Here is a 24,524-nt window from a genome sequence, read left to right as displayed (position 1 = left end):
CGTATATGAAGAAAATATATTTAACATTAGGAGTGCTGAGTTTACTTAGTTGCCTAGAAGTGCAAGCCCAACAGAATCCACAATACACGCAGTATATGTATAATATGAGTGTTGTGAATCCGGCTTATGCGGGATCTAAGGATGCTGTTTCTATGGGAGCTTTGTATCGCAAACAATGGGCTGGTTTTGATGGAGCACCTGAAACGGGGACTTTTTTCATCAACAGTCGTGTAGGTAAGAAAGTTGGTGTTGGATTGTCTTTTATCAATGACCGCATAGGTCCTGTTACGGAGAACAATATTTACGGAGATTTTTCTTATACTTTGGAGTTAGGTGGCGTTCATAAATTAGCCTTGGGTATCAAAGCAGGAGCTACGTTTCACAGTTCTAATTTGTTTTCTGATATTGGAGATGGTTATACCATTGATCCCAATGACCCTGCATTTGGAGAGGATAGCAAGTCTACGCTTTTCAACGCAGGTATTGGAGCGTACTACTATACGGATAAATACTTTATCGGTTTAGGAGTACCCAATATGATAAAAGAATACTATTTGAACTACGATGGGAAGAACTTTGGACAACGCGAGATTCACATGTATTTGAATGGGGGTTATGTCTTTGATTTGGATCAAGATTGGAAGTTGAAACCTTCGACCATGATCAAATACGCGTTGAACTCACCCGTTTCTTTTGACTTGAACATGAACGTGATGTATTTGAACAAGATTGAGGCAGGGGTTAGTTACCGATTAGAAGATGCTGTTGGGGGTATGATCAACTACCGTGTTACTCCACAATTGCGCGTGGGTTATGCGTATGATTACATCACCTCTGATATCAACAAAGTGGCTAAAGGCTCTCATGAGTTTATGGTGCTTTATGATATCTTCTTGTCTAAGAAAGTGTCAAGTTCATCTCGTTATTTCTAATAGCATAAAAAGAATACAATGAAAATAAGAAAGGTTTATTTAGCGCTGTTATTGGGCGGATTCTTAGCTACTCAGAGTATGAGTGCTCAGGAGCCGATCAAAACTCCCTTAGAGATTGCCGATGATCACTACAAGCACTATGAGTTTGTAGATGCGGCAAAAGTATACCAGAAGCTAATTCGCGGTGCGAAGACAGATAATTATATTTATTTACAATTGGCTGATTGTTATTACAACATCTTCAATACAGTAGAAGCAGCAAAGTACTACGGGAAGGCTTTGGAGAAGGATCCGAGTTTAGATTCGGAACTTTACTATCGCTATGCTCAGATGCTTAAGGCAAGTGGTCGTTATGATTCTTCTAATGCTGCGATGCGTAAATTCGCAGAGCGCAACCCGGAGGATCAACGTGCGATTGCTTTTATGCGTGAGCCAGATTACATTCCTCGTTTACGCGCGCAAGAGGAGTTGTTTACCTTTGAGGAATCGGGGATCAATGACCGTCAGGGAAATGATTTCGGAGCTTTTTTAACGGTAGGTGATACACTTTATTTTGCATCTACGCGCAAGGGCAACAAGTCTAAGAAAAAATACGGATGGGATAACCAAGGGTACTTGGATATCTTTCAAGCGAAGTATAAAAATGCAGATGACCCGTTGTATGATGTAGAGCCAGTTTCAGAGTTGAACACGAAGTATCACGATGGTCCTGCAACAGTAACTGGCGATGGTCACACGATGTACTTTGCTACGGAGAGTTTCCGTGCAGGGAAGTACACCAAGAACAAGGCTAAACTCGTGAAGCTAGGTAAGGTTAGCGTTTTTAGAGCGACCAAGAAGAAGGGTAAATGGACGGATTTTGAACCAGTTCCTTTCAACGGTAGCGATTACTCAGTAAGTAACCCAAGTGTGAGCAAAGATGGTCGTACATTGTACTTTTCATCTGATATGCCAGGCACGATGGGAAGCACGGATATCTGGAAAGTAGATATTGATGAGGACGGTAACTATGGTACACCGGTGAATATGGGAAGCCAGATCAATACCGAAGGTCGCGAATCGTTTCCATTTATTTCAGAGGATGGGAAGTTGTATTTTGCATCTGATTCCCGCAAAGGTTTTGGTGGTTTAGATGTTTACGTAGTAGATTTAGCTATTCCACAGGCAGAGCCGAAGAACTTAGGAGCACCGATTAATACAGCGAAAGATGATTTTGCTTTTTCTTTCTACCCAGGAAAAGACATCGGTTTCTTCTCCACGAACCGCATTGGACGCGATGATATCTATAAAGCGAAACCAGTTTGTAATACGGAGATGTATGTGACAGTAACACACAAAGACACCGGAAAGATCTTAACAGGAGCTCGTGTGGATATCTATGACGATCGCAAGAACTTGATTGAGACGAAGTTTACGGATCAACGCGGTATTGTGGAATATGTTGTAGATTGTGGGAAATTTTACCACTTACAAGTTGACATGGATGACTTTGAAGGGAAGGCTGTAGAAGTACCTTTGAACCGCAAGGGAGGTCGTCAGTTAGTTAATGTAGGCTTGCGTCCGATCGAGGTAATTGTGACTAAAGACGAGATTATCTTAGGTGATGTTTACTTCGAGTTTGACCGTTTCAACATTACCCAACAAGGTTCTATCGAGTTGGATAAGTTGGTGAAAGTAATGAAGCGCAATCCACAGATGCGCATCAAGGTAGGTTCTCATACGGATAACCGCGGAAGTGCGACGTACAACCAGAAGTTATCAGAGAATCGCGCGAAAACGACGGTTCAATATGTGTTGTCAAAAGGCATTGAAGCTTACCGTTTAGAGTCACAAGGTTACGGACCAAGTGTACCGAAGATTGATTGTAAAGCGAACTGTACAGAAGAAGAGCACGCAATCAACAGACGTAGTGAGTTTGTAATCCTCAAATAGTTAAAAGAATTAAGTTTAGTATATTTTAAGAAGTCCTTACCATATCGGTAAGGGCTTTTTTTGTACCTTGGTTATAATTTGTTGGCACATTATTTGAAATACAACAGCTGTTCAACTTAAATAGTAGAAGAAAATGAAGTTTTTATATTATAATATAATCGTCTTGTTTTTTGTGTTTGCTACTTCGGTGCAAGCGCAAAATGCAGTAGTGACCGCTCAGAACTATGATATCAGTGATAACTTAGATCTACAAGCCGTTGCTTCTATTTTTGGTGATTCAAAAGACTTAGAGGATTTTGAATACCGCCTAAATGACCCTAGTTTACGCATCAATAACTTAGATTTAAATAAGGACGGATATGTAGATTACCTTCGCGTGATTGAAGTAGTAGAAGGGAATGCCCATTTAATCGTCATTCAAGCCGTTTTAGGCCGTGATATGTATCAAGATGTAGCTACAATAGAAATTGAGAAAAATAAGCGCCGTAATCAAGTTTCTGTGCAAATTGTAGGAAATAGCTATTTATATGGTCCCAATTACATTTATGAACCCGTATATGTAGTCACACCTCCTGTGTTTAGCTTGTTTTGGGGTGTATCCTATCGTCCATACTACTCTTCGTGGTATTGGGGATATTATCCTTCATACTATTCGTACTATTCGCCTTATCCAACGCCAACGTATATAGTCCATGTGCATAATCATATCAATTACAATAACCGATATGTCTACACAAACAATTACTACAGCAGAAGTACAAGAACCATGTATAATGATGTACGACGCGATTATTATGAGCGATCAAATCCCAATAAATCGTTTTACGAACGAAATAACGGCTATACAAACAGCCGTGAATTAGCCAATTCTAGATCGGCTTATGCTGAGGCGAGCAATAATAGCAATTCATATTCGAGAAGTACTACTTCTTCGAGTACAAGTGGAAATACACGAGATATCAATCGCGTAGACAATACATATTATTCTAGAGGATCTTATTCTTCAGGTTCGGATAATTCATACAAGAGAGGAGAAGCAATCGGTAGTACAACGGATAATAGCAGTAATTCAAACTATTCAAGAAGCGGTTACAGCAACAGTAGTGCAAATTCAAGCTCCAATACGAATTATTCACGAAGCTCATCTAATTCGAATGGGACAAGTAACACCTACTATTCTCGTGGAAATTCGAATGCGTCAAATTCAAGCAGTAGTAGCCCAAGTTATTCCCGCAGTAGCAGTTCGAGCTCTTCAAGATCTAGTTCGAGCAGCAGCAGTAGCCCAAGCTATTCTCGTAGTTCATCAAGTTATAATTCTGGAAGTAGTAGTCCAAGTTATTCACGTAGCTCATCGAGTTATAATTCAAGCAGCAGCCCAAGTTACTCTCGTAGTTCGTCAAGCTATAGTTCAGGAAGCAGTAGTCCAAGCTATTCACGTAGTTCGTCAAGTTCGAGCTCAAGTTCAAGAAGTAGCAGCAGTGGATCTTCTTCCTCTTATTCAAGAAGTAGATAAATCATCAAGTAATAGAATAAAAAAAAGAGCAAGTGAAAACTTGCTCTTTTTTTGTTAGTTATAGATTTCGTTTAACAGTTTCGCTAAACGCAGACCACCTTTTAAAAGTTGTGCCTCTACAGTATCTTTGAAATCAAAGTGATAGCGGTAGCTTAAATTCTCATTTTCTTCTACACTATTGTAAAGGACATTGGCAATAGAATAAGAATCAAAAATCCAATCTTCTAAACTGCCTTGTACCAAATTTTGGTTGTATGCTTTGTCGTGAATATCCAGAACAGTCGCATATTCTGTATAGCTATATTTGTCAAAATCAACCAAAGCAGAATCCCATAAACTATGTAAATTCATTGGTTTTCTAAACCATTCTACTTTTACTCTGTTTCCTCCTAAATCTTCTGATCTTCCGATGTGTAATGGTTGATGCGCATCACCGATGATGTGGATCAAGAAATACAGTTTTTGTTGTTTTTCTTCTAAAGTAAGAGTGTTGCTTTTTAATTCATCAATAATCAACAGCGCTCGTTTGTATAGATTTTCATCGGTAGAGTTGTTCAATTCTTGATCAAAAGCAAGACGACTTAAATCACCAGGCATATTAACATAATGCCAACCATCTGCAAATTTCCAAGTCGGATCTGATTTGATAAAATCTGGCCAATTTGCCCAATAAGCCAATTGTTGATTACCAATGATTTTTTTGAGTTCTTTTTTCGCTTTTTTACTTAAGTTTCTTTCTGCTATCTCTGCAATAACGCGATGTCCTGTTGTTCCCCAAGCAAAGATTGCCGTAGTTTGTAACAAGCAAAAGGTTAAAGCGAAAGCCAATAAAATTTTTCTCATTGTTTGTTTTATTAATTAAAAAGAGCTTTTAATTCGGTAGCATCACTAGGTTTCATTTTTCCAGCCAATACTAAGCTCAATTGTTTTCTTCTCAAAGCGGCTTCAAAGCGTTGATGCTCTAAAGGAGTCTCAGGGATTAATTCCGGTACAGGTACTGGATTTCCCATATCATCAACTGCTACAAAGGTATAAATAGCCTCATTTGCTTTGGTTTTATTTCCAGATTCGCGATCCTCAATCCACACGTCTAAATAGATTTCCATAGACGAAGTAAAGGCTCTTGAAATTTTAGCTTCTATCGTTACAACACTTCCCAAAGGAATTGGTTTATTAAAAGCAACATGATTGACAGAGGCTGTAACGCATATTCTTCTTGAATGTCTTCGAGCAGCAATACCAGCCGCACGGTCCATACGCGCTAATAGTTCACCTCCAAACATATTGTTTAGTGGATTTGTCTCTCCAGGAAGAACTAAATCACTGATTATAGTAGTGGATTCAGATACTAATTTTGCCTTCATAAAAATATATTTTTAGCAAAGATAAAGACAAAGCAAAAAAAAACCGAACGTTTCGCGTTCGGTTGGTATATTTAACGTATTATTTAATAAAAATCCAGGCTTCCTTATTGGTGGTACGGTGAATTTCCTTTAAGGCATCTTTCGCTTCTTCGTGTGTCACAAAGCTTCCATATACCACCGGATACATTCCATATTTTGTACGACCTAAGAAAGAAGCATGCTCAAAGCCTTTTTTCTTTAAAATATCAACCTCAATGGCAGCATTTTCTTCACTGCGGAACGCAGCAGCTACTAAATGGTAGGGCTTGGTAATAATTACAGTTTCATCTTTTACAGGCAATGCAATAGCATCCATTGAAGGCTCAATGATGAAAGTAGCCTGTTGAAGTTTATTTTGAACCTGTGATTGGACGTTGTTCTCAATCGACAAGGTTTGATCATTAACATAAGCTGTATAGCCGTTTTGAACCAAAACACTTCCAATTCCCAGCGTAAGCACAAGAACAGAAGCATATTTGAAGAACGTAGCCGTACGTCTTGTTTTTCCAGTAGCCGTTTCAATAGAAACAACTGGTGTAGAATGCGTTTCTTCTCTTTGAATTGACTGAACTCCTACAGTAGATAAACCAAAAGAAGTAGCCAAGTAATTTTGATTCTGAATAGGATCAAATTGCAAGCTTTTTTCTTCATTATAGCTGAAGATACCTATTGATTCTAGGTTTAAAGAGTCAAATGACGTCAAGGTGTTATTCCAATCAGCAACCATCGCTTGAATACGCGTAACCGCTTCCTCATAAGAAAGGCGTTCCTGCGTAGCAAGGTGATTCGCTAACAATCCATCATTGTTCACAATATTTCTATTAAAAGAAATTCGCTTTTGTGGAGGGAAAAACAATTGTTTTTCTACATCGTAAAAAGACGATTGGATTTCAGTGATAAAAGCACCAAATCCAGGAACAATAACGCATGGATAGCGATATAATAAGGCTGATATATATTGAGTCATCTTCATAGTACAAAAGTAGTCTAAACCAATGGTTTAGCAAATAATAAGCTGCATTTTTTTATTAACAATTTTAGGGACCAACAACTACTTCTTAAGTAATTGGTACTGAATGGTTAGATTTTTGATGTTACCTGCACTAAGGTAATAAAATTTAATTAATTAACATATTTTTAATGAGAGAAGAAGAGTTGTTATTCACTTTAGCTTTGACCAAAGTGAATGGAGTGGGACCCATTACAGGAAAGCGACTAATTGAAAATTTTGGTTCAGCGAAAGAGGTCTTTGAGGCCTCTTATCAAGCTTTAGTTGCAAAACGGGTTTCAGCCTCTTTGGCGCAGCAAATAGTGCAAAAGAAGGGAGTTCATTGGGCAGAAAAAGAAATGAAGTTAATGCAGCAAGCAGCAATACAACCGTTGTTTTATCAAGCAAAGGAGTATCCGTACTTTTTGCGTCAATGTGATGATAGTCCCCTTTTGTTGTTTTCAAAGGGAAATGTTCCAGTCAATTGGTCGATGCGAAATGTGGTGAGTATTGTAGGAACTCGGAATCCAACTTCTAGAGGACTAGATTTTTGCAAGCGTTTTATGGAAGTGATACAAAGCTATAATCCAATTATAATTAGTGGTTTAGCTTATGGAATTGATGTTTGTGTGCACCAGCAAGCCATGGCTTTTGGCTTGGAGACCTTTGGAATTCTTGGTCATGGCTTGCATCGGATTTATCCCGAGAAACATACCGCTATAGCGGAGAAAATGATGGAAAAAGGGGGGCTATGGACGGAGTTTCCCATTCAAAGTAAAATGGATCGAGAAAACTTTATTCAGCGGAATCGACTCGTTGCTGGTAGTAGTCAAGCTACAATTGTAGTAGAAAGTGCGCGAAAAGGTGGCTCCATGAGCTCCATTACATTTGCGAATGACTATAATCGCGATGTTTTTGCTGTACCTGGCCGAGTTGACGACCCTATGAGTCAGGGGTGTAATGAGTTGATTCGAACACATCGCGCACAGCTGCTCAATGATCCGATGGAATTTATTGAGTTGTTGAATTGGGATAAGAATAAAAAACCAACTCCGGTCATTCAGCCGCGACTGTTTGTTGATCTCCATGGAGAGGAAAAAATCGTATATGATTTTTTATTGGATACGAATAGAGCGGTGATTGATCATATTGCGCTCCAATGTAGCCTACCTATTTACAAAGTGAGTACAATTTTATTACAATTGGAATTGCAAGGGCTCGTTCGACCGTTGCCTGGAAAATATTTTGAATGTGTGAAGTAAAATTGGGTAAAAAAAGAGGGCACCCAATTTTTGGGTGCCCTTATTTTGTTATCTAACGGCGTAGCCTAATTTTTCACGAACGCGATTTAGCGTTGCTGTTGCTACTGTTGATGCTTTTGATGCACCCGCTAATAATAAGCGATCTACTTCTTCTAAATTGTTGATGTAGTACTCGTATTTTGTACGAACATCTTTGAATTTCTCTACAATAAGTTCGAATAATTCTTGTTTAGCATGTCCATAACCGTAATTTCCTCCTTCATATTTCGCACGCATCTGTGCAATTTGCTCAGGGGTAGCTAGTAATTTATAGATGGTAAATACATTACATGTATCTGGATTCTTCGGTTCTTCTAACGGAGTACTATCTGTTTCAATACTCATCACTTGTTTTCTCAACGCTTTGTCGTTTTCAAAAATATTGATGATGTTATTTCTTGATTTACTCATTTTGTTTCCATCAAGGCCTGGTACAATCATAACATCTTCTGAAATTTTTGCATCAGGTAAAACAAAAGTCTCTCCCATTTGATGATTGAATCTTGCAGCAACATCACGTGTAATTTCTAAATGTTGCAATTGATCTTTTCCTACAGGAACAAAATTAGCATCATACAATAAAATATCTGCTGCCATTAACATCGGATAGGTAAATAAACCGGTGTTGACATCAGCTAAAACCTCTGCTTTATCTTTAAAAGAGTGAGCTAAGGTTAAACGTTGAAAAGGAAAGAAGCAACTTAAATACCAAGTTAACTCAGTCGTTTGCGGTACGTCAGACTGGCGGTAAAAAGTTACATGATTAACATCTAAACCACAAGCAAGCCATGTCGCCGCAACACTATAGGTGTTTTCCTGTAATGTTTTCGCATCTTTTATTTGTGTTGCTGAATGTAAATTCGCAATAAAAATAAAAGACTCATTCTCTTTGTTGTTTGCCATTTCTACTGCTGGTAGAATTGCGCCTAAGAGATTCCCTAAGTGTGGAGTTCCTGTACTTTGAACTCCTGTTAGAATTTTAGCCATTGCGTGTTTGTATTTATAATAATAGCAAAGATATAGCATTTGTTGGGATTGTTTTTCTTTTTTTGATTTTCCTTGGTTTAACATTTCTTTATTTTTTACTTTTGATAGGTTGCAAGCAATTTTAAAATGCATTGTTGAATGAAATACATCCGCACGTTTTTTAGTGTTTTATGGCGTTTTTGGTTTTACCTCTGGATGCTCATAGTTATACTTTTGTTATCCCCTTTACTTCTTATTACAATTTGGTCTGATCAAACCTATCCAGCCTTTTATAAGGTAGCGCGTTTATGGGCTAGATTGACTTTTTATGGTATGGGGATGTCCTATCATATTGAGCAGGTTTATCCGTTAGAAAAAGGAAAGAGTTATATGTTCATTGCAAATCATACCTCCATGATGGATATTATGATGATGTTGCTTTTGGTGAAAGACAATCCTTTTGTTTTTGTAGGGAAAAAAGAGTTAGCAAAGCTACCTATATTCGGATTTTTTTATAAAAAGACCTGTATTTTAGTCGATCGTAAAGATTCAAAAAGTAGGTATCAAGTTTTTCAAAGTGCACAAGATAAACTCAATAAAGGATTGAGTATTTGTATTTTTCCAGAAGGAGGGGTACCTGATGATCGAAATATTGCATTGGATAGTTTTAAAGATGGGGCTTTTCGTTTGGCTATTGACCATCAAATCCCAATTGTTCCAATTGCTATGGGCTACCTCAAATATTACTTTCCTTTTCAGTGGGGTATTGGTAAACCAGGTGTAGTGCCTGTGGTTATTTTACCTCCAATTGAAACCCAAGCAATTGGGCAAGACCACAAAAAGAGAATTAAAGATCAAGCATATCAAAGCATTTATCAAGTGGTTACAAAATGGGAAGAAGAAAGAAGGCAGAAGCGGTAGAAATAAATAGTATAGCGCGATTGCGCAAAATAAAAGAGCCGCTACATCAATTAATGTAGCGGCTCTTTCTTATGTTTAAAGCTTGAATTAAGCCTCTCTATTTTTAATTTCTTCTTTGATTTTTAGTTCTAATTCTTCCATTAATTCTGGATTGTCCTTAATCAAAGATTTTACAGCATCTCTACCTTGTCCTAGTTTGGTATCTCCATAGCTAAACCAAGAACCACTTTTCTTCACGATTTCATAGTCAACAGCTAAATCCAATACTTCACCTACTTTTGATACTCCCTCACCATACATAATATCAAATTCTGCTGTGCGGAAAGGAGGTGCTACTTTGTTTTTTACAATTTTAACCTTAGTGCGGTTACCAATTACATTTTCTCCATCTTTAATTTGAGTGGAACGACGAATATCAATACGAACAGAAGCATAGAATTTTAATGCATTACCTCCCGTAGTCGTTTCAGGGCTACCAAACATCACTCCAATCTTGTCTCTCAACTGGTTAATAAAGAAAACGGTACAATTCGTTTTGCTAATTGTGGAAGTTAATTTTCTCAACGCTTGAGACATTAAACGAGCGTGTAATCCCATTTTGGAATCTCCCATATCTCCTTCAATTTCTCCTTTTGGAGTCAAGGCAGCAACAGAGTCAATAACAACAATATCAATTGCACCTGAGCGAATCAAGTTTTCAGCAATCTCTAACGCTTGTTCTCCATTGTCTGGTTGTGAAATGATTAAGTTGTCAATATCAACACCTAACTTTTGCGCATAGAAACGGTCAAAAGCATGCTCCGCATCAATAAATGCCGCAATACCTCCAGCTTTCTGTGCTTCTGCAATTGCATGTAAGGTTAAGGTTGTCTTTCCTGATGATTCAGGTCCATATATTTCAATTATTCTTCCTCTCGGATATCCATTCACCCCTAAAGCTAAGTCTACACCTAATGAACCCGAAGAGATGACTTCAACTTCTTCCACAGCTGTATCTCCTAATTTCATTACAGTTCCTTTTCCGTAGGTTTTGTCTAATTTATCTAACGTAAGCTGTAAGGCTTTTAATTTAGCTTCTTTATCTGCACTCATTTTTTTGAACTATTGATTCTTAACTGATGTAAAAATAAGATAAAAATATTAGAGAATCTGAGTGAAATGTAATTATGCTACAAATTGTAGCAATAAAAGCGTTTTTGATTGCTCTGTTTTTAATTGAAGGGAACTGTGGGAGGCCTATGAAGCTTCAGAATCTTGCGTTTTTTCCTTCAAGTGGCGATTTTTTGTAGCTAAATCTACTGCGTATTGAGAGTTAAGCGCTGTTATTTTTTTAGTAAATCAATAATGTGGCTAAAAAATAAATAGAAATGTAGGGGTGTAATTTAGGAATTCTTTGCCATAGTTGGGTTTGATTGTAAATTTCATATTTAATTTGGTTTTTGTATCTGCTTAGTTTATACCTTTGTGGAAATTATACGTCAAGTTCACGGGATTCAATTATTTAAAATCTTATTTTGTGATGTCACAATCAAAATCGACGCATCTAGATCGCGTATCACTAGGCACACTATTAGTAACTTTAGGAATTATCTATGGGGATATTGGAACTTCTCCGCTGTATGTGATGAAAGCCATCATGGGAAAAGCCATTATTCAAGAAGAAGTTGTTTTAGGGGCTATTTCTTGTGTGTTTTGGACCTTAACGTTACAAACTACAATTAAATATGTTTTTCTGACATTAAAAGCAGATAACAATGGGGAAGGGGGGATCTTCTCGTTATTTACGTTAGTTAAAAAGCTGAAGAAACCTTGGTTAATCGTTCCTGCTATTATCGGTGGAAGTGCATTACTTGCCGACGGAATTATTACACCGCCGATTTCGATATCCTCTGCGGTAGAAGGACTTAAAATTTATCAACCGGAATTAGCAACGATACCAATCGTGATTGGAATATTAGTTGGAATCTTTTTTATTCAACAATTCGGGACCAAAACAATTGGACGTTTCTTTGGTCCCATGATGATGATTTGGTTTTTGATGCTTGGTATTCTCGGTTTTAGCCATTTAATTGATAACCTAAGCGTGCTTAGAGCGTTGAACCCCTATTATGCTTTTCATTTGTTGACCATTCATTCGGAAGGTTATTTGGTGTTGGGATTTGTATTCTTGTGTACAACCGGAGCCGAAGCATTATATAGTGATTTAGGGCATTGTGGTATCAAAAATATTCGAATCAGCTGGATGTTTGTCAAAACGATGTTGGTGTTGAGCTACTTTGGACAGGGAGCGTTGCTTATTGAGCATGCCGGAAGTACCTTGATGGACTTATCCCCACATTCAGAACAACCCGCAAATCCGTTTTACTTGGTGATGCCCGATTGGTTCTTGCCTTTTGGAATTGGAATTGCAACATTGGCAGCAGTTATTGCTTCTCAAGCCTTAATTAGTGGTTCGTTTACCTTGATTAACGAAGCCATTCGATTAAATTTATGGCCGAAGGTTCGCGTAAAATTCCCAACGAATATTAGAGGGCAACTTTATATCCCTTCCATTAACTTCCTTTTATTTATCGGTTGTGTCTTTGTGGTACTTCACTTTAAAGAATCGGGAAATATGGAGGCGGCTTATGGTTTGGCGATTACCCTTTGTATGATCATGACAACCATCTTATTGGGGTATTTTATGGTGCTCAAACGAGTACCCCTTATCATTATCATCTTGGTAGAAATTATCTATTTGTCCATTGAAGTCTCGTTCTTTATCTCCAATGTGCAAAAATTCTCACATGGAGGCTATGTAACGGTGATTATCGCTGGTGTTTTAGCGTCAGTTATGACTGTGAATTACTTGGGTAAAAAAATTAGACGCAACTATACGGATTTGGTGAATATCGTGGATTATCAAGATATTTTGACCGATTTAAGTCAGGACCAAACCATGCCGAAATACGTGACGAACTTGGTGTATTTAACCAATGCTCATAATCCCTCAAAAATTGAATACAAAGCCATGTTCTCCATCATTAACCGTCGTCCAAAGCGAGCGGATAATTATTGGTTTGTCCATGTAAATGTAGTGGATGAACCCTATAAATTAGAATATAAAGTCGTCAAATATGGCACACATCAAAATATATTGCGTATTGACTTTTACTTGGGATTCCGCAATGAACAACGCATCAATGTCTTGATGAAACAAGTCGTAACGGAATTAATGCTGCAAGGCGAAATTGATATTACTACGCGTTATGAATCCCTCCATAAAATTGATGCAATTGGTGATTTTGAGTATGTGTTGATTGAAAAAGAATTATCCTACGACAATGATTTACCAATGAAGGAGAAGATTATTTTAGATCTCTATGACTTCTTGAAAAAGATATCACTTTCAGAAGAAAAGGCATTCGGATTAGATAGTAGTGCCGTGAAAGTAGAGCGTTTTCCTTTGATTATTAATCCGATTGAAGACCTGCCTTTGAAGCGTTTAGAATAAAAAGGTATAATTTTATAAAAGGCTGATGTGTAGGGATATACATCAGCCTTTCGCATTTTAGTATTTGTTTTTTAAATCAAAAGCGTATCTTTGTCCTTTGAAATTCTTCCATTTAGAATTTCACTTCGTTTTTTTATTTATTCTACACTTAAATTTATATAGCATGCAACTGTATAACACATTAAGCGCAGAAGAAAGAGCAGAACTTATTGAACAAGCAGGAGAAAACCGCTTGACTTTGTCTTTCTATGCGTATGCCAAAATCGAAAACCCACAACAATTTAGAGATGATTTATTCCTAGCATGGGATGCGTTAGATGCCTTAGGTCGTACGTATGTAGCTCACGAGGGGATTAATGCACAGATGTCTGTACCCGCATCGAAATTTGAAGCTTTCCGCCAAACGTTGGAAGCCTATGATTTCATGAAGGGCATTCGCCTAAATGTTGCGGTAGAACAAGACGATTTGTCTTTCTTAAAGCTAACTGTGAAGGTTAGAAATAAAATCGTTGCCGACGGATTAAATGACGATACGTTTGATGTGACCAATAAAGGGATTCACTTAAGAGCCAAAGAATTTAATCAATTATTAGAGGATCCCAATACGGTTGTAGTGGATTTCCGTAACCACTATGAAAGTGAAGTCGGTCATTTTGTGGGGGCTATTACACCTGATGTAGATACTTTTCGTGAATCATTACCTATTATCAAAGATCAATTAGAAGAAATCAAAGAAGATAAAAACTTATTGATGTATTGTACTGGAGGGATTCGCTGTGAAAAAGCATCAGCTTACTTCAAACACCATGGATTCAAAAATGTTTACCAGTTAGAAGGTGGTATTATTGAATATACCCGTCAGGTAAAAGATGAAGGGTTAGAAAGTAAATTCATCGGTAAAAACTTCGTATTTGACCACCGTTTAGGGGAGCGAATTACGGATGATGTAATTGCTAATTGCCACCAATGCGGAAAACCTTGTGATGTACACGTAAACTGTGCCAATGAAGCATGCCACTTGTTGTTCATTCAATGTGATGAATGTGCGGAAAACATGCACGGTTGTTGTTCAACTGAATGTTTGGAAGTGATTCAATTACCTGTTGAAGAACAAAAGAATTTGAGAAAAGGCGTTCAAAAAGGAAATTTAATTTTCAAAAAAGGACGTTCAGAATCGCTAAAATTCAAGAAGAATGTAGAAGGAGCAGCTGAAATTCAACCTGTAAAAGTGAGTACAGTGACTCAAATTCGCAAAAAACAAGTAGAGCGCAAGCAATTAGTTGGAACCGTTCAACACTATTTTACGAAGGCGAGTGTGGGGCAGTTTGAGATGGAAAAAGCATTGCAGGTAGGGGATAAAATTGCCATTGTAGGGCCAACAACAGGAGATGAGCGTTTGGTTTTAGAGAAAATGTTGGTGAATGGACAAGAGGTTACGGTAGCACAAGCGGGTGACCGTATGACAATGGAACTGGGGTTCCGCGTGCGTAAAAACGACCAAATCTTTAAAATACTAGATTAAATATATAAGCTATGACAGTTTCAGGAAGAGTTGAATTGATGGCTCCCGCTGGAAACTTCGAATCGTTGCAAGCTGCAATTGATAACGGAGCAGATTCAGTGTATTTTGGAGTAGATCAATTGAATATGCGCGCACGTTCAACGGTGAATTTTTCAGTAGATGATTTACCCGAAATAGCCAGACGTTGTAAAGAGAAAAAGGTACGTACTTACTTGACATTAAACACGATTATTTACGATCATGATTTGTCTGTAGTAAAAACCTTGCTTAACAAAGCAAAAGAGGCTGATTTGACCGCAGTAATTGCGTCAGATCAAGCGGTAATTGCTTCAGCTAGAGCGATTGGTTTAGAGGTACACATCTCTACGCAATTGAACGTGACCAATATTGAAACTGTTAAGTTTTATAGTTTATTTGCTGATACCATTGTATTGTCGCGCGAATTGAGTTTGCGCCAAGTGAAAAAAATTACAGAAGCCATTGAACGTGAGCAGGTCAAAGGACCTTCGGGAAATTTAGTGGAGATTGAGATTTTTGGACATGGAGCTTTGTGTATGGCCGTTTCTGGCAAGTGTTATTTGAGTTTGCATTCGCATAATTCATCTGCCAATCGCGGAGCATGCAAACAAAATTGCCGCAAAAAGTATACGGTTATCGATCAAGAAAGCGGATTCGAAATTGAGATTGACAATGAGTACATGATGTCTCCGAAAGATTTATGTACGATTGATTTCTTGGATCAAGTCATTGATGCTGGAATAAAAGTGGTGAAAATCGAAGGGAGAGGTCGAGCTCCAGAATATGTAGCAACGGTGATTCGCGCGTATAGAGAAGCCATTGATGCGATTGCAGAAGGAACCTATAGCAAAGAAAAAGTAGCTGAATGGATGGCTGCGTTAGAAACAGTGTATAATCGCGGGTTCTGGAGTGGATACTATTTAGGACAGAAGTTAGGAGAATGGAGTGATAATCCTGGAAGTAATGCCACACAGAAAAAAGTTTATGTTGGTAAGGCTGCGCATTATTTTCAAAAAGCCGCTATTGGAGAGTTCAAAATCGAAGCCTATGACATTAAAGTTGGCGATCGTATTTTGATTACTGGACCCAGTACAGGTGCACAAGAATTGACCATTGATGAACTATTTGTGAATGAACAAGCCACAGAAAAAGCCATCAAAGGGGATGATTGTACGATTAAGCTACCATTCCGTGTGCGCTTGTCCGATAAAATGTACAAAATTGTAACAACAGAATGATTGTAATTACTTTACAGCGCGAGAAATGTATTGGATGCAATTACTGTGTTGAAGTTGCTCCACAGCAATTTCAAATGTCAAAGAAAGACGGTAAAACAGTATTGCTTAGAGCAGTCAATAATAAAGGATTTCACACCTTGAAATCACCAGACTATACCATTTTAGAAGCTTGTGAACAAGCAGAAAAAATATGCCCTGTGCATATTATTAATGTCAAAGAAGTATAAAGATGAGAAAAATATATTATTTGAGTTCTTGCGATACCTGTAAGCGAATTTTGGGCCAAATGCCAAATTTGGATACATTCGAATTACAGGATATCAAAAAAGAACCCGTTACTGCTGCGCAACTACAAGCGCTTTATGCTGTGGTAGGGAGTTATGAAAAACTCTTCAATAAACGAGCACAGCTGTATAAGGCAAGAGGTTTAAAAGACCAAAATTTACAAGAGGAAGATTACAAAAATTTGATTCTAGAACAGTACACTTTTTTGAATCGACCTGTAATCGTGATTGACGAAGCTGTTTTTGTTGGAAATAGCAAAAAAGTAGTAGAAGAAGCAATTGCGAAAGCAACAAAATAAATAAAAATCGAAGTGAGAGCTTCGATTTCTTTATTTTATAACCTGTTGTTTAATAGTGTGTTGTGTTTTTATTTGTATTTTTTTTTCAAAAATAAGTGACCAAATGGATGTCTAGGTGTCTTAATAATGAAAAAGGGAATAATTGCTATGACGTTTTTCTGTTTTTAATAAGAAGAAAATTTACGCTATACTGGTTTGGATTTTTAATTGTTTATTAAGGGGTTCAATCAGAAAGAAGAGCCGGTATAGTTCTATTAAAAAGGAAAAATTGCTATTGAAAAAGAACATTTTTATTTCATAATAGTAGGAAAGTTGGTAAATACTTAACATAATTAAAGATTGGTTTGTTTTAAAAGTTACAGTTAAGTACAACGTTGGTTTTGAAAAGGGAAGCGCTAGCTTCCCTTTTTTAGTTTACAGTTTACAGTGAACGGTTTACAGCTCAGTATACTGTCCGCTGTTCACGGTAAACTGTAAACCGTAAACCGTAAACTGTAAGCCGTAAGCCGTAAACTGTTCACCGTTAACCATTTTTTCTTACCTTTGCAGTCATTATCTTTTAGAATATGATACATTCAATGACTGGGTTTGGTAAGGCATGCTTACAATTACCCACAAAAAAAATCACAATCGAAGTGAAGTCGCTTAATAGTAAGAATCTAGATTTAAACGTGCGTTTGCCGTTAAGTTATAGAGAAAAAGAGTTGACTTTGCGCAATCAAATTGCTTTAGAGCTAGAACGTGGAAAAGTAGATTTCTCTTTGTTTTGCGAGATTACTGCAGAAGAAACATCGAGCAAAATCAACGCTCCAATCGTATTGGCGTACATTGAGCAAATGAAGGCGATTATACCGAATGCCGATGCAACAGAGTTGATGAAAATGGCCGTTCGTATGCCCGATGCATTGAAGGTAGAGCGCAATGATTTTGACGAAGCAGAATGGAAAGAGATTGAAGTCGTAATCCAAGAAGCTATTCAAAGCATGAAAGCCTTCCGCGTAAGCGAAGGAAAGTCATTAGAAAATGATTTCAGAGCCCGTATAGCGAATATTTTCACTTATATGGATCAAGTATCACTATTAGATAAAGATCGTATTGTGAGCGTAAAAGAACGCCTTCGTACAAATCTACTTGAATTGCAATTGAACATTGACGAAAATAGATTTGAACAAGAGGTCATTTATTATTTAGAAAAATTGGATATCACAGAAGAAAAAGTGCGTTTATCCAAACACTTAGAATATTTCTTAGAGACTCTTGGGGGTACAGAAGCAAATGGACGTAAATTAGGGTTCATTGCACAAGAAATGGGAAGAGAAATTAATACGATGGGTTCTAAGTCCAACCATGCAGAAATGCAAAAGATTGTCGTGAAGATGAAAGACGAGTTGGAAAAAATCAAAGAACAGGTATTAAACGTATTATAAAGACAACACAAGCATAAGATGAATAAAGGAAAATTAATCGTGTTTTCTGCTCCTTCGGGATCTGGGAAGACGACAATCGTACGTCATTTATTAGAGCAAGGAGATTTAAATCTTGATTTTTCTATTTCTTGTACCTCACGTGAGGCAAGAGCAGGAGAGGAGAATGGAAAAGATTATTACTTCATTTCTTTGGATGATTTTAAGAAACACATTAAAAATGATGATTTCTTGGAGTGGGAAGAGGTATATCGCGATAATTTTTATGGTACACTAAAGGCGGAAGTTGAACGTATTTGGGCTTTGGGCAAAAATGTTATTTTTGACATTGATGTTGCTGGTGGATTGCGTATCAAACGCAAATTTCCTGATGAAACACTTGCTGTTTTTGTAAAACCACCGAGTATAGATGAGTTGAAAATTCGCTTGAAAAAGCGTTCAACGGAAAGTGAGGATAAAATCAATATGCGCATTGCCAAGGCTTCAGTAGAATTAGCAACAGCGCCTCAGTTTGATACGATTATTAAGAACTACGACTTGGATACAGCTAAAGAAGAGGCTTACCAATTGGTGCGTAATTTTGTAAAATAAGAGGAAATGAAAATTGGTTTGTATTTCGGAACCTTTAATCCCGTGCATATTGGACATATAGTGATTGCCAATCACTTGGTTCAATACACCGATTTAGATGAGGTTTGGATGATAGTAACGCCCCATAATCCCCTAAAGAAAAAGAAGGGATTACTCGAAGACTTTCACCGTTTGCACATGGTTAATCTGGCTACAGCAGATTACGACTATATTCGTCCATCTGATATTGAATTTAACTTGCCTCAGCCTAATTATACGACTAATACCATGGCCTATTTGCATGAGCGTTTTCCCAAACACGAGTTTGCCTTGATTATGGGAGAAGACAATTTAGATTCTTTACCGAAATGGAAGAATTATGAAGTCTTGTTGGAGCAATATAAAATATACGTTTATCCGCGTTTAGATCGCGATAAAGTAGAAGAAAGTCCGCTGATGCAGCACCCGCACATTGTGAGAGTTGAAAATGCACCAGTGATGGAGATTTCTGCTACTTTTATTCGAACAGCAATCAAAGAAGGAAAAAACGTACAACCACTAGTTGATAAAGAGGTGTGGAAATATATTGACCACAATCTGTTTTATAAAAAATAAAAAAATGAAAAAGGGCTGTTCGACAGCTCTTTTTCTATATCATACGATTAAGAGAGCAAGATCTAAACGAATTGCCAGTATTTAGATGAATACGGTATATCCTTGCTAAGTATAGAAGAGAATGAAGTAAAAGTCTTAGAACTATAGCGTATTGTTTTACAGTTTTTCAATTGTTTGCATTAAGTTTTTTAGTTACTTTTGACCTATTATAAGCTAAAATTATGAGTGATTATCCAAAGTTTGCAGTAATTGGAGGGGGAAGTTGGGCGACAGCTATCGTAAAAATGCTAAGTGAGAATCTAGGGCAAATTGCCTGGTACATGAGAAATGAGAATGCGATAGAAGAAATTAAGGTAAACCATCATAACCCTAATTATTTGAGTTCTGTCGAATTTGATATCAATCAATTGTTATTGATCAATGATATTAATAAGGCCGTTTCTTATGCAGATTACGTAATTTTCGCTATTCCTTCCGCATTTTTGAGCGAAGAAATGGAACAATTATACGTTAGTTTAGAAAATAAAGTGGTGATTTCAGCCATTAAGGGAATTATTCCTGAAACCAGCTTAATTGTTGGAGAGCATTTCCATCAAACCTATGATGTATCGTATGATAACATCGCAGTCATTACAGGACCTTGTCATGCTGAAGAGGTTGCTCTAGAACGCTTATCTTACCTCACAATTGCTTGTCGCAACGAGGAACATGCAAAAGTCATTGAAAGTTGCATCAGCAGCCATTATATCAAAGTGAAATTAACCGATGATATTATTGGAACAGAATATGCTGCTGTGCTGAAAAATATTTATGCGATTGCCTGTGGAATGGCGCATGGATTAGGCTATGGTGATAATTTTCAAGCGCTATTGATGAGCAATGCTATTCGAGAAATGAAGAAGTTTATCAAGAAGGTGCACCACATGAAGCGCAATATTAATAATTCAGCCTATTTAGGCGATTTGTTAGTAACAGGGTATTCGCTCTTTTCTCGTAACCGCATGTTCGGTAATATGATCGGGAAGGGGTATACCGTAAAATCAGCGCAGATGGAAATGAATATGATTGCAGAAGGGTATTACGCAACCAAAAGTGCTTATGAACTCAATGCAAAATACGGTGCTAAAACACCTATTATCAATGCAGTGTACGATATTTTGTACAACGGCAAAGATCCTAAGAAAACATTTAGAAAGTTGACTGAAAAATTAGATTAAAAAAAGTACAAAAAAGACCGTTATTGGTTTTTTTATCCTATAAAGCAATATAATTGGCTGATATACAGTTTTTTATGTTGCTTTTTTTATTTTTAGTCTGTATTGAAAATTAGTTGTAAATTGTTGATATCTAATTTGTTATAACGCTTTGTCTAGGGGGAAAATATATCAACTAGTTTTGTCCTGTTAAAAAAATAAATAAAATGGATCATTTAATTAATCACCCTGGCCTGTTGGCTGTTTTTGGAATTGTAGTATTAGTTATGCTTTTGTTGGATTTAGGTGTTTTCAATCGAAATAGCCATGTGGTCTCCACAAAAGAAGCGTTAATTTGGACGGTAGTATGGATCGGTTTAGCCATGGTATTTAGTGGCGTTATCTATTACTACATGGACTTTGAAAACTTTGCGCGTTTCCAATCCGCTTATTGGATAGAAAAAGCCTTGTCCATTGATAATCTTTTTGTATTCATTTTGGTGTTTACCTTTTTTAAAGTACCGAAAGAATTACATCACCGTGTATTGTTTTGGGGGATTATTGGCGCTTTAGTCTTTAGAGCTATCTTTATCTTTGCCGGAGTTGAGCTAATTAATCATACGTATTTACCAGCATTTGAACTATTTGGCCATCTGGTTGAAATTAACGTTGTCTTGACTATTTTCGGGATTTTCTTATTGGTTTCGGGAATCAAATCTTGGTTTGCCAAAGAAGATCACAGTGAAGAACAAGACTTAACCAAGAACTTCGCTGTACGCATGGTACATAAGTTCTTTAAAGTGAGTAATGAATACGATGGAGATAAATTCTTTACCGTAAAGAATGGCGTAAAAATGGTAACCCCACTTTTCGTTGCGTTGATGGTGATTGAGTTTACCGATTTAGTTTTTGCGGTAGATAGTATTCCAGCGATTTTCGCTATTGCACCTGATGACCCATTCATTCTATATACGTCCAATATCTTTGCTATTTTAGGATTGCGTTCGCTTTATTTCCTACTAGCTAATTTCATGGATAAATTCTCGAAATTGAAATATGGTTTAGCAATTATCTTGTCCTTCATCGGAGTGAAGATGATTATCTCTCCTTTTGTACATATTGATTCATTGGTTTCTTTGGCGGTTATTGCAAGTGTATTGACCCTATCTGTAGTGCTTTCTTTGCTGTTCCCTCCCAAGAAAAAGGATGTTTCAGAAATCTAATATAAACACATAAAAAAAAGCTGCCTAAACCAAGGCAGCTTTTTTATTTTTAAGGATATGCTCGTTATTTCTTAGGGCTAGCTTTTCCTTTGTGGCACATGTTACAAGTGACCACATTATTATTTTCAGGATTGGGATCATTGTTCCAATTGAAATATTCTGCATTGATTTTACGGGTCATCACAATCATATGACGAGCAAAGTCCTTTTCTTTTTTAGCGTCAGAAGCAAAATCTAAGCCATCACCTTCGGCTGCAGGAGCATGGCAATAACTACATTTCACGCCTAAAGCGGCACTATATTCTTTCATCACTTTTTTCAGCTCGTCTTTCGAAATATCTTTCGGAAGTACCGTTAGATTTTTCCATTCCGTTGGGTCTACTGTACTTTCCGTTACCACCGTAGTGTTTGTAAACGAAAGTAAGCTAATCATTAAGCCCAAAAAGCCTAATACAATACAAGTGTTTTTTAGTTTCATATCTTTTCACAATTTGAGTTGATGAACTAAGGTAGGGAAACTAATATTCGGAATAAATATAAATAAGGGTGTAATGGATTGATTTCTACCTATTTTGAGGCAGTAATTCCCTTTTTGTCTGCATAAGTAAGCGTTGCTAATGATTCATCAGTGATACTTTGAGCAGGGAATACGAAATTTTTGTCATAAAGCTTATTCCCTTGAAAGTAAGTAAGCATAAAGGTGTTGTGTAAATCAAAAATAGCTTCATCCAATAGCTCTACTTTGATCGATTCACCTGCCGCTAATGATGGAAAGGCATGTCTGAAAATACTTGAATTTCTCTTTTCTCCATTCAGTTCACCTTCTGCCTTAGAAACAACTAAAATAGCTTCCATGGTTTCTTGTGTATTGTTAAATAGATAAGCATACCAAGCATCTTGTAAAAAATCTTCATTATACTCCTTTACAACGGCGATTTCTACATTTTTTACTTCGGGTATTTCTATGTCTTTTTTCATGTGAATAAAATTTGGGCAAAGATAAAATTATTTCTGCTATTCTACTTTTTGTTTTTGAAATCAATGTTTGGCCTAATGTTTGTTATATATAAACCAATAATAGTAGTTTTTTGGTTTTAGTTTTGTAAAAAACCTTTCACGCAATCGTGTGAAAGGTTTTTTTATGAAAATGGAGAAGAAATGTTGTAACGTTTAGTATAAGGCTCATACTAATGAGGTAAACTACTAAAAAACAAATATGATGTACAATTGGTTCTTTACTTTAGAGCGGAAGCGCTTAGCCAGAGGAAACAAGAGCAATATGGATATTGTGGTTCTTATTTTCAAGTGGCTCGCTATTGTTTATTTTGCGTCTATGATGTTGCTTGCTGGAATTGCTACCTATCACGGTATCCAAGAGTATTTCACTACAGCAACCCCTATTGAAATTGTAAGCCGTTACTTGATTTATTATTTTGCATTGGAATTAATGTTCCGCTTTTTCTTGCAAAAAGGACCAGTAGCCAGTATTAAACCTTATCTGATTCTCAATATTCCTCGTTCAAAGATTGTTTCCTTTTATGTAGGAAAAACTTTTTTGAGCGCATTTAATATTGTACAGCTGTTTTTCTTTATTCCATTTGCAATCGTTGCAATTGCTGAAGGAGAAAGCAGTATTGCAGTTTTAGCATGGACGTTGGCAATTTATAGTATTGTATTTATGATGCATTGCGTCGCGATTTTAATGAGCGCCTATGCCCCTGTATTTTATGGAGTGCTTGGATTTGTTGCGCTTTGTTTTGGGTTGCAGTATTATGATATCGTTGACCCTACTTTATATACGCAGTATTTTTATGTTTTGCCTTATCAATATCCATTAAGTGTAGGCGTCTATTTTCTTGTTTTGGGACTTTTCATCTGGAGTACGTATCGTTTCTTTCTCAAACGAATGTATTTGGATGATTTAGAAAAAGTACGCATTAAAGAAGGAATTGCATTAGAGATGAGTTGGCTTGATCGATTTGGTCGCTATGCGAGTTTTTTGCGCAACGATATTCGATTGATTGTTAGAAATAAAAGAGCAAGGGTAACAGTATTGATGAGTGTTGTTTTTCTTTTCTATGGAGTTTTTATGTTTAATACTTCTGGAAAGGAAGCCATGCCCATGACTTTCGCCGTGTTTCTTGCTTTTTTCTCAACAGGAGGATTCTTAATGTTGTTTGGACAATATGTGCCAAGTTGGGATTCTTCCTACTATCCGCTGTTGATGACGCAAAATGTATCATATCGCGATTATCTCATGTCAAAGTGGTTGATTATCGCTCTGGGTACATTTGTTTCGACGATACTGTGCTTCTTTTATATTTTTGTGGATCTAAAGTTGTTCTACTTGATTCTCGCTATGGGGATTTTTAATATTGGAATCAACGGTTATTTTGTTCTTTGGGGAGGAGCATACCTTAAAACACCCATGGACTTAACTGCAGCAAAAAATGTATTTGGAGATAAAAATGCGTTTAACCTTCGCGTGATGTTGATTAGTATGCCTAAAGTATTGCTGCCCATCCTCTTTTATTTCCTCGGTTCGCTGATTTATCCGTTTTGGGGAGGCTTTGTCTTGTTGATTCTAATTGGATTGGCTGGAATATTCTTTTATAAATATGCGTTCCAATTTATTGAAAAAATTTACATCCGTGAAAAATATGCAGCACTAGCTGCTTATAAAAAATAG

General features: G+C 37.0%; 23 protein-coding genes. 16 read left to right on the top strand and 7 right to left on the bottom strand.

Annotated features, from left to right (window positions below):
• The 3 genes from AWV75_RS12350 to AWV75_RS18505 all read left to right on the top strand — a co-directional run.
• Positions 1-932: PorP/SprF family type IX secretion system membrane protein (locus tag AWV75_RS12350; protein WP_317038694.1), on the top strand; the 932-nt coding region annotated here is incomplete at its 5' end.
• Between the two features lie 18 nt (positions 933-950).
• Positions 951-2,864, top strand: coding sequence for an OmpA family protein (locus AWV75_RS12345; RefSeq protein ID WP_082711080.1), 1,914 nt, complete (start codon positions 951-953; stop codon positions 2,862-2,864).
• Positions 2,865-2,997: 133 nt separating this feature from the next.
• Positions 2,998-4,377 carry a hypothetical protein gene (locus AWV75_RS18505; protein ID WP_082711079.1) on the top strand — a complete coding sequence of 460 codons (1,380 nt, stop codon included), beginning with the start codon at positions 2,998-3,000 and terminating at the stop codon, positions 4,375-4,377.
• Positions 4,378-4,431: 54 nt separating this feature from the next.
• Here AWV75_RS18505 and AWV75_RS12335 read toward each other — a convergent pair whose 3' ends face one another.
• The 3 genes from AWV75_RS12335 to AWV75_RS12325 all read right to left on the bottom strand — a co-directional run bounded on the left by AWV75_RS12335 (position 4,432) and on the right by AWV75_RS12325 (position 6,747).
• Positions 4,432-5,220, bottom strand: a complete 789-nt coding sequence (locus tag AWV75_RS12335) for a S1/P1 nuclease (RefSeq protein WP_060874657.1) — start codon at positions 5,218-5,220, stop codon at positions 4,432-4,434.
• 11 nt (positions 5,221-5,231) lie between these two features.
• On the bottom strand, positions 5,232-5,741 hold the full coding sequence (locus AWV75_RS12330) for an acyl-CoA thioesterase (RefSeq protein WP_060874656.1): 510 nt from the start codon (positions 5,739-5,741) through the stop codon (positions 5,232-5,234).
• 79 nt (positions 5,742-5,820) lie between these two features.
• On the bottom strand, positions 5,821-6,747 hold the full coding sequence (locus AWV75_RS12325; RefSeq protein WP_060874669.1) for an SPOR domain-containing protein: 927 nt from the start codon (positions 6,745-6,747) through the stop codon (positions 5,821-5,823).
• 173 nt (positions 6,748-6,920) lie between these two features.
• On the opposite strand from AWV75_RS12325, the gene dprA reads away from it, so the two are divergent.
• Positions 6,921-8,030, top strand: coding sequence for a DNA-processing protein DprA (gene dprA, locus AWV75_RS12320; RefSeq protein WP_060874655.1), 1,110 nt, complete (start codon positions 6,921-6,923; stop codon positions 8,028-8,030).
• A gap of 48 nt (positions 8,031-8,078) precedes the next feature.
• On the opposite strand, the gene trpS is transcribed toward dprA, so the two are convergent.
• Positions 8,079-9,056 carry a tryptophan--tRNA ligase gene (trpS, locus tag AWV75_RS12315; protein WP_060874668.1) on the bottom strand — a complete coding sequence of 326 codons (978 nt, stop codon included), beginning with the start codon at positions 9,054-9,056 and terminating at the stop codon, positions 8,079-8,081.
• Between the two features lie 138 nt (positions 9,057-9,194).
• Between trpS and AWV75_RS12310 the strand changes: the two genes are divergently transcribed.
• Complete coding sequence (locus AWV75_RS12310) at positions 9,195-9,956, top strand: lysophospholipid acyltransferase family protein (protein ID WP_060874654.1); 762 nt, start codon at positions 9,195-9,197, stop codon at positions 9,954-9,956.
• Positions 9,957-10,043: 87 nt separating this feature from the next.
• Here the strand turns inward: AWV75_RS12310 and recA are convergent, their stop codons facing one another.
• Positions 10,044-11,048 carry a recombinase RecA gene (gene recA, locus AWV75_RS12305; protein ID WP_002988814.1) on the bottom strand — a complete coding sequence of 335 codons (1,005 nt, stop codon included), beginning with the start codon at positions 11,046-11,048 and terminating at the stop codon, positions 10,044-10,046.
• A gap of 427 nt (positions 11,049-11,475) precedes the next feature.
• Here recA and AWV75_RS12300 point away from each other — a divergent pair, with 427 nt between their 5' ends.
• The 10 genes from AWV75_RS12300 to AWV75_RS12255 all read left to right on the top strand — a co-directional run bounded on the left by AWV75_RS12300 (position 11,476) and on the right by AWV75_RS12255 (position 21,835).
• The gene (locus AWV75_RS12300; protein WP_060874653.1) at positions 11,476-13,449 is read left to right on the top strand and encodes a KUP/HAK/KT family potassium transporter; all 1,974 of its coding nucleotides are present in this window, start codon (positions 11,476-11,478) and stop codon (positions 13,447-13,449) included.
• Positions 13,450-13,612: 163 nt separating this feature from the next.
• On the top strand, positions 13,613-14,971 hold the full coding sequence (gene trhO, locus AWV75_RS12295) for an oxygen-dependent tRNA uridine(34) hydroxylase TrhO (protein WP_060874652.1): 1,359 nt from the start codon (positions 13,613-13,615) through the stop codon (positions 14,969-14,971).
• An 11-nt stretch (positions 14,972-14,982) separates the two neighbouring features.
• Complete coding sequence (locus AWV75_RS12290; RefSeq protein WP_060874651.1) at positions 14,983-16,227, top strand: peptidase U32 family protein; 1,245 nt, start codon at positions 14,983-14,985, stop codon at positions 16,225-16,227.
• On the top strand, positions 16,224-16,454 hold the full coding sequence (locus AWV75_RS12285; protein ID WP_002988821.1) for a ferredoxin: 231 nt from the start codon (positions 16,224-16,226) through the stop codon (positions 16,452-16,454). Before AWV75_RS12290 ends, AWV75_RS12285 begins: the two co-directional genes overlap by 4 nt.
• Before the next feature lie 2 nt (positions 16,455-16,456).
• Complete coding sequence (locus tag AWV75_RS12280) at positions 16,457-16,810, top strand: arsenate reductase family protein (protein ID WP_002988823.1); 354 nt, start codon at positions 16,457-16,459, stop codon at positions 16,808-16,810.
• 578 nt (positions 16,811-17,388) lie between these two features.
• Positions 17,389-18,237 (top strand): YicC/YloC family endoribonuclease, encoded by an 849-nt coding sequence (locus tag AWV75_RS12275; protein WP_082711078.1) that lies wholly within the window; start codon positions 17,389-17,391, stop codon positions 18,235-18,237.
• Positions 18,238-18,255: 18 nt separating this feature from the next.
• Complete coding sequence (gmk, locus tag AWV75_RS12270) at positions 18,256-18,825, top strand: guanylate kinase (protein ID WP_060874649.1); 570 nt, start codon at positions 18,256-18,258, stop codon at positions 18,823-18,825.
• Between the two features lie 6 nt (positions 18,826-18,831).
• Positions 18,832-19,419 carry a nicotinate (nicotinamide) nucleotide adenylyltransferase gene (gene nadD / locus AWV75_RS12265; protein WP_060874648.1) on the top strand — a complete coding sequence of 196 codons (588 nt, stop codon included), beginning with the start codon at positions 18,832-18,834 and terminating at the stop codon, positions 19,417-19,419.
• 221 nt (positions 19,420-19,640) lie between these two features.
• Positions 19,641-20,636 (top strand): NAD(P)H-dependent glycerol-3-phosphate dehydrogenase, encoded by a 996-nt coding sequence (locus AWV75_RS12260; RefSeq protein WP_060874647.1) that lies wholly within the window; start codon positions 19,641-19,643, stop codon positions 20,634-20,636.
• Positions 20,637-20,839: 203 nt separating this feature from the next.
• Positions 20,840-21,835, top strand: a complete 996-nt coding sequence (locus tag AWV75_RS12255) for a TerC/Alx family metal homeostasis membrane protein (RefSeq protein ID WP_060874646.1) — start codon at positions 20,840-20,842, stop codon at positions 21,833-21,835.
• Between the two features lie 64 nt (positions 21,836-21,899).
• Here AWV75_RS12255 and AWV75_RS12250 read toward each other — a convergent pair whose 3' ends face one another.
• Positions 21,900-22,313, bottom strand: coding sequence for a c-type cytochrome (locus tag AWV75_RS12250; protein ID WP_060874645.1), 414 nt, complete (start codon positions 22,311-22,313; stop codon positions 21,900-21,902).
• Positions 22,314-22,402: 89 nt separating this feature from the next.
• Entirely contained in the window at positions 22,403-22,813 is a 411-nt protein-coding gene (locus AWV75_RS12245; RefSeq protein ID WP_060874644.1) for a hypothetical protein, read from the bottom strand.
• A 238-nt stretch (positions 22,814-23,051) separates the two neighbouring features.
• Here AWV75_RS12245 and AWV75_RS12240 point away from each other — a divergent pair, with 238 nt between their 5' ends.
• The gene (locus AWV75_RS12240; protein ID WP_060874643.1) at positions 23,052-24,524 is read left to right on the top strand and encodes a DUF5687 family protein; all 1,473 of its coding nucleotides are present in this window, start codon (positions 23,052-23,054) and stop codon (positions 24,522-24,524) included.

Source organism: Myroides odoratus, from assembly GCF_001549985.1.
In the GTDB taxonomy this organism is placed as follows: Bacteria; Bacteroidota; Bacteroidia; order Flavobacteriales; family Flavobacteriaceae; genus Flavobacterium; species Flavobacterium odoratum_A.
This window is presented reverse-complemented; position numbering and strand designations above follow the sequence as displayed.